General features: G+C 67.7%; 10 protein-coding genes and 1 pseudogene. 7 read left to right on the top strand and 4 right to left on the bottom strand.

The features are described 5' to 3' along the window. Positions 1 to 103 precede the first annotated feature (103 nt). The 7 genes from hppD (at position 104) to ACIA12_RS16685 (ending at position 6,556) form a co-directional block, all read left to right on the top strand. Positions 104 to 1,306, top strand: coding sequence for a 4-hydroxyphenylpyruvate dioxygenase (gene hppD, locus ACIA12_RS16715; RefSeq protein ID WP_396367860.1), 1,203 nt, complete (start codon positions 104 to 106; stop codon positions 1,304 to 1,306). Between the two features lie 153 nt (positions 1,307 to 1,459). Next, on the top strand, positions 1,460 to 1,930 hold the full coding sequence (locus ACIA12_RS16710) for a hypothetical protein (RefSeq protein WP_396367859.1): 471 nt from the start codon (positions 1,460 to 1,462) through the stop codon (positions 1,928 to 1,930). 40 nt (positions 1,931 to 1,970) lie between these two features. After that, a complete protein-coding gene (locus tag ACIA12_RS16705; RefSeq protein WP_396367858.1) occupies positions 1,971 to 3,344 on the top strand; it encodes an FAD-binding oxidoreductase in 1,374 nt (457 codons plus the stop codon). 150 nt (positions 3,345 to 3,494) lie between these two features. Next, positions 3,495 to 4,103 carry a hypothetical protein gene (locus tag ACIA12_RS16700; protein ID WP_396367857.1) on the top strand — a complete coding sequence of 203 codons (609 nt, stop codon included), beginning with the start codon at positions 3,495 to 3,497 and terminating at the stop codon, positions 4,101 to 4,103. 6 nt (positions 4,104 to 4,109) lie between these two features. Then, positions 4,110 to 4,808, top strand: a complete 699-nt coding sequence (cseB, locus tag ACIA12_RS16695) for a two-component system response regulator CseB (protein WP_396367856.1) — start codon at positions 4,110 to 4,112, stop codon at positions 4,806 to 4,808. Next, positions 4,808 to 6,052, top strand: coding sequence for a HAMP domain-containing sensor histidine kinase (locus ACIA12_RS16690; RefSeq protein WP_343980354.1), 1,245 nt, complete (start codon positions 4,808 to 4,810; stop codon positions 6,050 to 6,052). The genes cseB and ACIA12_RS16690 overlap by 1 nt, the downstream gene beginning before the upstream one ends. A gap of 81 nt (positions 6,053 to 6,133) precedes the next feature. After that, positions 6,134 to 6,556 carry a hypothetical protein gene (locus ACIA12_RS16685; RefSeq protein WP_396367855.1) on the top strand — a complete coding sequence of 141 codons (423 nt, stop codon included), beginning with the start codon at positions 6,134 to 6,136 and terminating at the stop codon, positions 6,554 to 6,556. Between the two features lie 53 nt (positions 6,557 to 6,609). Here ACIA12_RS16685 and ACIA12_RS16680 read toward each other — a convergent pair whose 3' ends face one another. The 4 genes and pseudogenes from ACIA12_RS16680 to ACIA12_RS16665 all read right to left on the bottom strand — a co-directional run bounded on the left by ACIA12_RS16680 (position 6,610) and on the right by ACIA12_RS16665 (position 12,581). After that, positions 6,610 to 9,969 carry an endo-alpha-N-acetylgalactosaminidase family protein gene (locus ACIA12_RS16680; RefSeq protein WP_396367854.1) on the bottom strand — a complete coding sequence of 1,120 codons (3,360 nt, stop codon included), beginning with the start codon at positions 9,967 to 9,969 and terminating at the stop codon, positions 6,610 to 6,612. Positions 9,970 to 10,087: 118 nt separating this feature from the next. Further along, positions 10,088 to 10,384 (bottom strand): annotated as a pseudogene (locus ACIA12_RS16675) (hypothetical protein); the annotation flags it as partial. A 146-nt stretch (positions 10,385 to 10,530) separates the two neighbouring features. After that, positions 10,531 to 11,733, bottom strand: a complete 1,203-nt coding sequence (fahA, locus tag ACIA12_RS16670; protein WP_396367853.1) for a fumarylacetoacetase — start codon at positions 11,731 to 11,733, stop codon at positions 10,531 to 10,533. Further along, entirely contained in the window at positions 11,730 to 12,581 is an 852-nt protein-coding gene (locus ACIA12_RS16665; protein WP_396367852.1) for a hypothetical protein, read from the bottom strand. Before ACIA12_RS16665 ends, fahA begins: the two co-directional genes overlap by 4 nt. Between the last annotated feature and the right edge of the window lie 47 nt (positions 12,582 to 12,628).

Genomic DNA, 12,628 nt, shown 5'->3' with positions numbered 1-12,628 from the left:
GAATACTAGGCAGAGTGCGCAGTGAAAAACCGTTCTGTTGCGCAACCTGTCGAGCCCCGGCGAAGCTCAGCCGGGAAAGCCGACCCCGACCGGGAGGACCCCGATGACCAGCACCGACCTCACGCCGGCAGAGCTCGACGCCGATCTCGACCTCGACCAGTTGAAGCAGCTCGTCGGCCTGGTGCCGTACGACGAGAGCACCGACCCGTTCCCCGTCACGGCGATGGACGCCGTGGTGTTCGTGGTCGGCAACGCCACCCAGACCGCGAAGTACTACCAGCTCGCGTTCGGGATGGACCTGGTCGCGTATTCCGGTCCGGAGAACGGCAACAAGGACCACAAGGCGTTCGTACTCAAGGCAGGCTCGGCGCGTTTCGTCATCACCGGCGGCGTCACGCCGGCCAGCCCGCTGAACGAGCACCACCGCAAGCACGGCGACGGCGTCGCGGACATCTCGCTCGAGGTACCGGACGTCGACAAGTGCATCAAGCACGCCCGCGCCCAGGGTGCGACCGTGCTCGAGGAGCCGCACGACGTCACCGACGAGCACGGTACGGTCCGCCGGGCCGCCATCGCGGCGTACGGGGACACGCGGCACTCGCTGATCGACCGGAGCAAGTACAACGGCCCGTACCTGCCCGGCTTCGTCGAGGCGAAGACCGCTGTCACCCGGCCCGAAGGACACCCGAAGCGGCTGTTCCAGGCGGTCGACCACGTCGTCGGCAACGTCGAGCTCGGGCTGATGGACGAGTGGGTCACCTTCTACAACAAGGTGATGGGCTTCGTGAACATGGCGGAGTTCATCGGCGACGACATCGCCACCGACTACTCCGCGCTGATGAGCAAGGTGGTGGCCAACGGCAACCACCGGGTCAAGTTCCCGCTGAACGAGCCGGCCATCGCGAAGAAGAAGTCGCAGATCGACGAGTTCCTGGAGTTCTATGACGGCGCCGGCGCGCAGCACATCGCGCTGGCCACCAACGACATCCTGCGCACCGTTGACATCATGCGGGCCAACGGCGTCGAGTTCCTGAACACGCCGGACTCGTACTACGAGGACCCGGAGCTGCGGGAGCGGATCGGCAACGTCCGGGCGCCGATCGAGGAGCTGCAGAAGCGCAAGATCCTGGTCGACCGGGACGAGGACGGCTACCTGCTGCAGATCTTCACCAAGCCGATCGGCGACCGCCCGACCGTCTTCTACGAGTTGATCGAACGCCACGGCTCCCTGGGCTTCGGCAAAGGCAACTTCAAGGCGTTGTTCGAGGCGATCGAGCGCGAGCAGGAGCGGCGCGGCAATCTTTGATCGGTTTGATCTACCTACCGTGACACGCCCGCGACACTCCGTTGCAGGCGTGTCACGGTGTCCGATTACCGGATTGACTGTCAGGTCAGGGGAGGTTGGACTACTCTGCCCAATGAGTGCACGTCGGGGCGTGCGCTCAGGAAGGGTTTTCCGATGAAGACACTGGGCATTGTGCTCAGCACCGTGGGACTGGCCGGAACGGGCGTGTTCGCCCTGGCCACCTCAGCTCAGGCGGCGCCTGCCGCGAGCTGCAGCGGTGCGACATCCATCTCGTCCGCAAGCATCTTGCGCGACCACCGACCACCCACCTGGGGCACTGTCCGGCTCGTCCGGGACAGCTGCTCGCAGTACTGGGCCGAGATCACCATGAATCCGCGACTCACCGCGAACCAGCGGGCCAACGCCTACCTGGTCCAGTACGGCGGCAACAATGCCGGCCGCACGCTGTCATGTGACAGCAGCGGCGGCAACGGCGCCGTGACGGCCGGGCAGCGGACCTGCCGGACGCCGAAGGTGAAGTCCACCAACGGCGGCGTCACGTTCCTTGCGATCGCGCGCGAGTTCCACAACTACGGCAGCGGCTACGAGGAGATCTCGGAGAACGCCACCAGCAGGACCCGCTGAGCACCTGCCACACAACAAAAAACCGCCTAGGCTCCTGGATATGAACGATCTAGTCGAGCGCCTTCGGCAAGCATTGCCGCCGGAGGCGCTGGTGACCGACCAGGACCGGATCCAGAGCTACCGGTACGACCGGGCGATGTTCTGCCCGGCCGGTGAGCCGATCGCGGTGGTGCTCGCGCGGGAGACGGCCCACGTCGTGGCGGCGGTGAAGCTCGCCGCCGACGCGGGCGTCCCGGTCGTGCCCCAAGGTGCCCGCTCCGGGCTGTCCGGCGCGGCCAACGCGATCGACGGCTGCCTGGTCATCTCGCTCGAGAAGATGGACAAGATCCTCCAGATCGAGACCGTCGACCGGTACGTCGTGACGCAGCCGGGCGTGTTCAACGCCGTGCTGTCCCGAGCGGTCGCCGAGCAGGGCATGTTCTACCCGCCCGACCCGTCGAGCTGGGAGTTCTGCTCGATCGGCGGCAATCTGTCGACCAATTCGGGCGGCCTGTGCTGCGTCAAGTACGGGGTGACGACCGACTACGTGCTCGGCCTGGAGGTCGTACTGGCCGACGGCCAGGTCCTGCGCACCGGCCGGCGCACCGTCAAGGGCGTCGCGGGCTACGACCTGACCAAGCTGATTGTCGGCAGTGAAGGCACTCTCGGCATCATCACCGAGGCGACCCTGGCGCTGCGCCCGGAGGCGGCCCGGCCACGGACGATGGCGGCCCTGTTCGACTCTGGCAGGACGGCCGGCGAGGCGATCGTCGAGATCATCCGCAGCGGTGTCTCGCTGTCGCTGCTGGAGATCATGGACCGGACCACGATCATGGCGGTCAACGCCTACAAGCGGATGGACCTGCCGACCGAGGCCGCCGCGATGCTGATCGCCCAGTCGGACGCGGGCGGTGAGGCCGGCGCCGCCGATGTGGCGACGGTGGCGAAGCTCTGCCGTGAGTACGGCGCGATCGAGTGCATCGAGGCGGACGACCCGGCCGAGGGCGAGCTCCTGCTGGAGGCCCGGCGGGCGGCTCTGGTCGCGCTGGACCAGCTCGGTACGACGATGATCGACGATGTCTGCGTACCGCGCTCGCGGCTGGCCGACTTCATCGCCGCGGTCGAGCAGATCTCGCTCGACCTGGACATCACCATCGGGGTGCTCGGGCACGCGGGCGACGGCAACATGCATCCGACCGTGGTGTTCGACGCGGAGGATCCGGACCAGGCCGCCCGGGCCCAGGCAGCGTTCGACAAGGTGATGGAGGTCGGCCTGGAGCTCGGCGGCACGATCACCGGCGAGCACGGCATCGGGATGCTCAAGCGCGACTGGCTGGTCGAGGAGATCGGCCCGGTGGCGGTCTCCGTGCACCGCGCGATCAAAGCCGCGCTGGACCCGAAAAACCTGCTGAATCCGGGCAAGGTGGTTTCGTGAGGGTTCTTTCATCTTCTGTGACTCAACCGCAACGCAACTGCCGGGGCCACTGGACGTTCATGGCCGTCGAATGTGACGTGCCGGCCGCACTATGGAAGGCAGTTGTCTGAAACCGGGGGGAACACCGTGAGGCGAGGCAGGAGGTCACCCATGCGAGCACGGCAGTTGCTGCCCGCCGCACTGGCGCTGGCCGTTCTCGTCGTCGGCTCCGGCTGCGCGAACGGCTCCGGTCTGCGGGTCGAGGGCGCCGAGCCGGCCACCAGTCCGGCGACGCCGTCGATGTCGGCCAAGCAGGGCTTCGCGCCGACGCCGGCCCCGAGCGCGGGCAAGGTCGCCACCTCGGACATCACCCTGCCGGAGGTACGGGACAGTCTGCGGGCCGACCCGGGCCTCGACCCGTACTTCAAGAAGATCATCGGCAGGTGCACGATCGTCCTGCGTTGTCTGACCCGGGGCGTGGCCGTCGACGTGATGAAGACCGGTACGCCGCAACTTGTGGTGCTGGTCCACACGGTCGACAACTTCGTCTTCGGGGCCGTTCTGATGGCCGACTCGCCGACCGGGCCGCGCCGGGTTTGGAGTTTGAAGGCCGATCAGTTGAAGATCAGTCCCAGCCAGCAGGGCGACCTGGTGGTCGAGACACAGATATTCGCGCTGACCGACAGGCCCTGTTGCCCGTCCGGAAGTCGCGTCGAGGTCTACCGTTGGGCCGATGGTCGGATGACCAAGGTGAGCTCGACGGATCAAAAGGGAGACTGAACTTCGGTGGTACCGGAAGAACCGGCAGCGCGCATCCTGATGGTCGAGGACGACGCGGTGATCCGTGAGGCGACCCAGTTGACCCTCGAACGCCATGGGTACGACGTCACGACGGCCGAGGACGGCCTGGAGGCGATCGAGAGTTTCGAGAAGATCCATCCGGACGCGGTGATGCTGGACATCATGCTGCCCGGTCTGGACGGCATCTCCGTCTGCCGCCGGATCCGGGAGAGCAGCACGGTCCCGATCGTGATGGTGTCCGCTCGCGGTGACGCGCTGGACGTCGTCCTCGGGCTGGAGGCCGGCGCGGACGACTACGTCACCAAGCCGTTCGACACCCAGGTACTGGTGGCCCGGCTGCGTGCCGTGATGCGGCGGGCGGTGGCCGATCCTGAGCGGCCGACTCCGGCCACCGGCTCGACCGTGGAGTCGTTCGGCGACCTGGAACTGGATCGAGAGGCTCTGGAGGTGCGGCGGGCCGGTGCGACGGTTCAGCTCACGCCGACCGAGCTGAAGCTGCTGATCGAGTTCGCCAACAACCCCGGTGTCGTGCTGAGCAGGTCCACCCTGCTGCAGCGCGTCTGGGACTACGAGTGGGGCGGCGACGGCCGCCTGGTCGACGTCCACCTGCAACGGCTGCGGACGAAGATCGGCGCGGACCGAATCGAGACCGTGCGCGGATTCGGGTACAAGCTCCGCGCCTGATGGGCCTCCGGAGCAAGCTGGGCCTGATCTTCGTACTGGTTTCGTCGCTGGCGATTCTGGTGTTGTGCGTGGCGGTCTACACCCAGGCCCAGTCGGCCCGGCTGGACCGCACGCGCAGCTTCGCCGACGAGCGGATCCAGGCTGCCGCGGAGAGCTACGACCGCAGCGAGGTACCGGTGTTCGGGGCGCGGCTGGACGACCCGGATCTGCCGCCGCCACTGCGCGACGCGGTGATGAACGGCAAGCGCGCCACCTTCAAGACCGCCGCGCCGAACGCGAAGATGTGGGCGGCGGTCGGCGTCAAGAACGGCCGCATCCTGTCGATCGTGCAGGACTACGACGTCAACGACCCGTCGATGAACGCCCTGCGCCGGGCCCTGATCCTGGGCGGCATCGGCACGGTCGCGCTGGTCGCCCTGGGCAGCGTCATCGCCGCGGGCAGCCTGTCCCGCCGGATCGTGGCAGTAGCCGGTACTGCGCGCCGCATCGCCGCGGGAGACCTCGACGCGTCGGCGGCGGGCGCGGCGGGCAAGGGCAAGGATGAAGTACAGGCGCTGGCGACAGCTCTGGACACGATGGCCAGCTCACTGCGCGGCCAACTGGAAGCCGAGCGGCGCTTCACCGCGGACGTCGCCCACGACCTCCGCACGCCGGTCACCGGCTTGCTGACCGCCGCCGAGCTGCTACCACCAGGCAGGCCCAGCGAGCTCGTACGTGACCGCGCCAAGGTCCTGCGGCGACTGGTCGAGGACCTGCTGGAGATCGCCCGGTTCGACTCGGGCGTCGAGCAGGCCGACCTGGAGCACGTCGGGCTCGGCGCCTTCGTCGGGTCGGCCGTCGGCCGGCTGCGGATGCAGCAGTCGCTCGCGCCGGACAGTGTCGTCGTGCACCGGCTCGGCCGGGAGGAGACGATCTCCACCGACTCGCGCCGGATCGAGCGGATCCTGGCGAACCTGATCGTCAACGGCCTGCGCCACGGCCGTCCGCCGGTCGAGGTGACCGTCCAGGGCCGGACCATCGAGGTCGTGGACCACGGCAACGGGTATCCGGAGGAATTGATTGCCGAGGGCCCCCGTCGGTTCCGGTCCGGGGTGGCCGAGCGAGGAGTCGGGCACGGCCTCGGGCTCACCATCGCGGCCGGCCACGCGAAGGTGCTCGGCGCCGAGCTGACCTTCGGGATCGCACCCGGTGGCGGCGCCTGTGCCCGGCTGGTTCTGCCCGACAGTCCTGAGACGGAGTCGTAACACAACCTTTCGCGAGGTGGCGGCGTCTCCACTGTGTCGGGTTCACCAGAACCCCATACACACGAGGGGAAACCACCAATCATGCGCACTCGCTCTCTGGTCGTTCGTCGTTCCGCCGCTGTTGTCGCCGGTATCGCTCTGGCCGCCGGTGGGGTCGGCATCGCCGGCGCCCTGCAGGCCAACGCCGCGCCGAACCAGACCACCACCGTCTCCGCCACCGTCGCGGCCAAGCCGGCCATCACGATCAAGTCGGACAAGGCCACCGCGAAGGCGTGGGCGAAGGTCTCCTTCACCGGCAAGACCACCGCGATGGCCAAGGGCTCGGTCGTCCAGGTCCAGCGCCTGCAGGCCGGCAAGTGGGTCAACTTCCCGGCCACCACCAAGGTGACCAGCAAGTCGACCTACTCCGTCTGGGTGCAGAGCGGCCGGGTCGGCGTCAACAAGTTCCGCGTCGTCACCGCCAAGGCGACCTCCGCCGCGGTGTCGGTCAGCATCACCAAGTGAGGCAAGGAAAAGCGGCGCCAAGCTCGGGGGAGTTGGCGCCGCTTTTCTCTTGTTTACTTGGTGCCGTAGACGTTCAGTTCAGCAGCAGAGCCGAACACTGCTCCGTTCAGTGAGCTGGTGCCGACGAACTTCACGTAGCGGCCGGTCTTCGGAGTGAAGTCGAGCCGCTGGACGGCGGTCGAGTTGGGGAACTGGCCGGTCTTCACCGGCGTGCCCCAGTTCTGCCCGTCCGTACTGACGTAGAGCTCGTAGCCCTTGAACATCCCGTTCGTCCCACTCTGCCGCGGCAGGTAGCTGAACCCGTTCACCTGGTACGCCGTACCGAGGTCCAGCGTGATGTGATGCGGATAAGTGGCCGGCGTGGACACCTGCGACCAGGCCGAATGCCAAATGGTGGAAGGGTTTCCGTCCAGTGCGGCCGTCGCGGGGCCATCCGTCGCGACGTCCTCGCTGCTGACGTCGGCCACCGTGATTCGCGACTGCGGCACGATCCCCGGCGGCAGCACCGTTGCCTCCGCTGAAGTGGTCGCCTGGCCACCCGTTGCCGTGAGCACGTACTTGCCCTCGGGTGTCCCGGCAGGCGGAGTCACGGCCCACGAGGTGGTGACCTTGGTGCCCGCAGCAACCGTTGCGTGAGTTGCCGGAGTAGTAGCAGTGACCGTCCAGCCTGCCGGCGCGGTGAGCGCCAGTGTGATGTTGTCGACGGCAACCACATCGTTGTTGGTGAAGGTGCTGACGACGGTGTTCTCCTCGCCGGAGACCATGCCGTTCAGGCCGGCGCCGGCCAGGCTCAGCGAAGTACAGTCTGCGGCTTCGCTCGAAGCGCCGAGGTCGGTGACCGCGAAGTCGTCGATCACGAAGTCGGCCTGGTCGCCACCGGAGGAGAGCTTGCGCAGACCGACCCAGTAGTCGCCGCCGCAACCGGCCACGAACTCCTGGCTGAACGTCGCCTTCGTCCGCTGCGCCCCGATCGGAGTCGCCTTCACCTCGACGGAGTCAGGGCGATCCACACCTTGCACCCAGGTGTACTGACCGGCGACGCCGTTCTCGTAGTCGAAGCTGACCTTGTACTTGTGTCCCGGCGTGAACGGAACGGTCGCGGGGGTCGTCCGGTAGACGAGCCCCTCGTTCTCCTCATGGGACTTCAGCGACCAGTCACCGTCCAGCACGTCGTCGACGAGCTTCCCGTTCCAGCCGGCTTGCGTGTACGGCGCGTGCTTCTTGGCCAGTACGGTCCGCGGGTCGGTCGTGCCACCCGCATCGCCCTTGACGAACGGCCCCCAGCCCTGGTCGACGTTCTCGAAGTCGTCGACAAGTCCAGCGGCCGGGCGCTTGGTCTCCACCACCCGTACGTCGTCCAGCCGGACCTTGGCCGCGCCGGCGACGACTCCGATCTTCAGCTCCGCTGTCGTGCCCGTGGCCTCGAAGACGACGCGGGCGCGTTGGTAGTACAGGTCCTGCTTGTCGTCGGAGGCGACTCGGTTCATCGCGGTCGAGCGATCGACGACGACCGAGGTGCCGTTGACGTCGAGCGTCGTCGAGCGGGTCTTGCCCGGCTCGATCTCGATCCAGGCGGAGGCGCTGTAGGTGCGGCCCGGGGTGAGGTCGCGGATGCGCTGGTTGAGCGTGGTCTGTCCGGCGCCGAGTTCGGCGACGTGCTGACCGTTCTCGAGAGTGGCGATCGAGGCGTTGCCGGTCGGCTTCCAGGCGCGCAGGTCACCGGCGTTGAAGCCGGGGTCCTCCAGGTGGCTGCCCTGCCCCCACTGCGGGTCGGCCAGACGCGGGGCCTGCGTCGGGTACAGGACGTATGGCTGACCAGCTTGCGCAGTCAGGGTGATGGAGCCGTTGCGGACCGGCGCGGTGCCGATCCGGATGCGGCCGGTGTCGGTGAGCTTGTAGACGGTGAAGCGGTCGGTGGTGAAGGCCGACGGGACCTGCCAGGTGGTCGTGCCGCCGGCCGGGTTGTAGTGGTAGAGCTTCTTGTTGCCGTCCCAGGGCAGCAGGTACTTGTCGCCGTCGAGCACCTTCGCGTCACCGACGCTGATGCTGCGCTTGCCGTTGGCGACGGCTCCGCTGACACCGCCGGTGAAGGTGATCTGGCCGGCGTTCCAGTCGACGATCTTCTGCTGCTGGAGGAACTTGGCCGGCAGGTTCTTCTGCCAGATGTTGGCGTAGAAGGTGTTCCAGTCGGTCTCGCCGGTCCAGCCCTCGAACTCGACGATCGACGACTGGCCGAGGATCGGGTCGGCGTTCCAGACGTCCTTCTCGTGGTTGCGGACGAACCGGATGATCTGGGAGTTGAGGCCCTTGTTGGTGGGACCGCCGTAGTCGAGGTCGTTGGCCCAGTGCGACCACAGCGAGGTGCGCTCGTGCCGGTCGGCCCACTCGGTGGCGATCTGCCAGCCCTGGTCGGCGAGCTGCCGGGTGAGGCCGTCGGCCAGCCAGCCGGACTGGTAGTACACGTCGATGTACAGCTCCTGCAGGTTCTTGTCCGTCTCGTCGCGCAGTTGCTGGAACCGCTTGACGATGTTGCCAGAGGCAAGGTCAGGGCGCTGCTTGATGTAGTAGCTCTGGTTCAGCCAGTTCCAGCCCTTGCTGGTCTTGTCGACCAGGTCCTCGCTGAACGCGTTGGCCTCGGGGTAGGACTCGGTCGCGTTGACGTGCACGCCGAACGCCGCGTTGTAGTCCTTGCCCTGCTTCAGCAGGGTGTTGAGGTCGGTGAGTCCACCGGCCCGGAGGTTGTAATTGCCGCCGTAGTCCGGGTGGGCAGAGTCATGTCCTTCCGAACCGTATCCCTTGAGGACGGCCAGCTGGCCAAGGCCGTCGGTCGAGAGGGAGATCCGCTTGACGTCGTCCAGCGTGCGCAGGAACGGATGCGTCGCCTGGCTGGCGAAGTTGAACGGGATGTGGGTGATCACCCGGTCCTTGACCTGGTCGCCACCCTTCGGCTCGACCATGATCTCGCGGAAGGCGATGGCGCCGTCCTGCCAGTCGACGGTCTTGTCGTTGTTGGCGTCCGGCGTCACCACCACCTTCGCCCACGGCAGCGGTTCGGTGTACGGCGAGGTGTCGGCGCGGTAGGTCCATTGCCCACTCCACACGCCGACCCGGCTGGTCCCGTCGGCCGCCTTGCGGGCCTGGTGCCAGAACCGCGCGCCGTCGTCGACGGACTGCCCGGACGGCTTGTCGTAGGTGGAGTTCGACTCGATCCCGGCGGCCAGACCGCTTGTGTTCACGAACGCGTACGCCGCTCCGGTGGCGGTCGGCTCTGCTGCCGTCGCCGTGGTGACCGGGGTGATCTTGTCCGCGGTCCGGGTGGAGTCGGGGTCGAGCGTGGTGAAGGCGGTGGTCGCGCCTGGGTCGGTGCTCGCGACGGAGACCAGGTCCTGGTTCGGGATGTCGAGCGTGTTCACGCGGCTCGTCGCGGTGTCGCGGACGGCGTCGATGCTGAAGGTGGTCACCCCGGCCGGTCAGCGCGAGGCTGGCGTCCAGCTCGACACCGGGGAGCGCGTCGAAGGCCAGCTTGTACTGCGCTTTGCCGGCCGTCGTGGTTGGCGGCTCGGTCAGGTGGGCTGCTCGGGCGACCCCGTTGACGGTGACGGTGGAGATCACGTCGGGCTGGCCGCCCAGTTGCCGGCCGGTGGCGTTGTCGGCGTACCGGATGACGCGGGGGAAATCGGTGGCGACGGTGACGGTGAGCTCGGGTGAGGTGAGCGTGAGGTCGGTCGCTGCCGCTGGGGTTGCGGTGGCGGCTGACGGCGGTATGGCGACTAGCAGGCCGGCGGCCAGCGCGGCTGCTGCCAAGGACGGAAGTACAGGTCGAGACACGGTGGGACTCCTGACGGGCGGGTCACTGTGTCACGGATTCTGCGTACATAACCGCTAACTAGTCAATAGAAACGAACACTAATGAACAACATTGGTGAACGATTAAGTCGACCCTCAGACCGGACCAGCCGGTCTGAGGGCCGGTTTCAGACGGCGGGGAGGATGCGGCCGGTGACTGCGCCGAGGGGGAGCTTGGTGCCGTCGGTGGTCGTGGCGGTGGCGGTGATGGTGACCTCGTCGCCGTCCTGGAGGAAGGTGCGGTCCTCGCCCTTGACGGTGACCGGTTCGCGGCCGCCCCAGCTGAGCTCGAGGAAGGAGCCACGCTGGTTCTTGTCAGCGCCCGAGACGGTGCCGGAGGCGTACAGATCGCCGGTGCGGACCGACGCGCCGTTGACCGAGAGGTGGGCGAGCATCTGCGCCGGGGACCAGTACATCTCGCGGTAGGGCGGGCTGCTGACGAGCTCGCCGTTCCAGTAGACCTCGAAGGTGATGTCCAGGTTGGTGAGGCGGTCACTTGCCAGGTACGGAAGTACCGGCGGGTCTTGTCGGCCCAGGGCGACCTCGGCCGCCTCGAGCGCCTCCAGCGGGATGACCCACGGGGAGATCGAGGTGGCGAACGACTTGCCCAGGAACGGGCCGAGCGGGACGTACTCCCACGCCTGGATGTCGCGCGCCGACCAGTCGTTGAGCAACACCACGCCGTACACGTGATCCTTGAAGTCCTCGACCCCGACGCGGCTGCCGAGTTGGGACGGCTTGCCGACGACGTACCCGAGCTCCACCTCGATGTCGAGCCGTTGCGACGGTCCGTACGCCGGACGGTCGTCGCCCGGCGCCTTGCGCTGACCGCTCGGCCGGACGATGTCGGTGCCGCTGGCAACGACTGTGCCGGCCCGGCCGTGGTACCCGACCGGGAGGTGCTTCCAGTTCGGCAGCAGCGGCTCGGCATCGGGGCGGAACAGCCTTCCGACGTTGCTCGCGTGGTGCTCCGAGGCGTAGAAGTCGACGTAGTCGGCCACCTCGAACGGCAGCTGCATCGTCACCTGAGCGAGGGGGATCAGGTGAGGCTCGACGGCGTCGCGGTTGTTCTCGTTGCGGACCAGGTCCAGCAGCCATTCCCGGGTCGCGTGCCAGGCCGGTCGCCCCTGCTCGAGGAACGCGTTCAGTGTCGGCTCGGTGAAGACCTGCGCGCCGTCGAGCATCTGCGCCGAGGCGAGCGGGGCGAGATCGATGACCTGGTCGCCGATCGCCGCGCCCACCCTCGGCTCCTCGTCGCCGGTCCGGAAGATGCCGAGCGGCAGCGTCTCGGGGCCGAACGTTGCGTTCGCGGGGATGTCGATCCAGGTCACGAGTTCTCCAAGAGCTTCAGTGCGGTCAAGTCGTGGCGGGGTTCGTCGATGCTGCAGGAGCCGAAGCTCGTGAACCAGCGCCTGGTCCCGTTGGCCTGTTCCTCGGTGAGTTGCGCCGCCGTCGCTGCCAGGCCTTCGCCGTCGCGGTTCTCGAGTACGGCGGCTACCTCGTCCTGGCCGGCGCCGTCGAGAGAGGCGCGGGTGGCGAGCAGGACGTTGAGGAAGCCGTGGTGCTCGAAGCCGGTGTCTTCGGCGGTGTGGCGGACGGCGTTGTGCAGCCCTGCCGTGCACTTGAAGGCCACCTCGCGGTCGAGGCAGGCGGTGATGAAGGCGGCGACCTGGTCGGCTGACGGGAAGAGGGAGGCGTCGAGGCCGCCGGTGCGCAGCTTGGCGTGGTACCCGGCGTCGGCGACGACGTCGAGCGCCCGCTCCCAGGCGCCGTCCAGGCCGATCTCGACGAAGGCGCTCTCCTCGTCCACGCAGTCGTCGCAGGCGCGGACCACGCGGAGCGCGTTGCGGGACAGGTCGTCCTCGTCACGCAGCCGCACCTCGATCGACTTCACGACCAGGTCGGCCGAGCGGTCGCCGTACCGGATGGCCGGTTCGATCCCGCCGGCGCCGCCGGTGATCACGACGGAGACCTCGAGTGGGCTGCCGGCCTTCGCGGCTTCGGCGGCGACCTTCATCAGGTTGTCGTCGGTGCAGATCAGCGGGCCGACGAGTTCGGCGTACGGCGCCTGGCGGTGGGCCCGGTGGGCGGCCACGGCCTCGACCAGGGGAAGGTCGCCGGGCGGGAACATCGCCGCGTCGTCGACCAGGTGCCGGAACAGGGCAGGGATGGTTGACATGACTCCGAGCCTAACGGATGCTTTCGGTAAGCGGACACTTGTGTTCG

It is taken from the genome of Kribbella sp. NPDC051620 (assembly GCF_044453825.1).
Taxonomy (GTDB): Bacteria; Actinomycetota; Actinomycetes; order Propionibacteriales; family Kribbellaceae; genus Kribbella.
The sequence above is the reverse complement of the archived record's forward strand: the minus strand, read 5'-3'. Positions and strand labels throughout refer to the sequence as shown.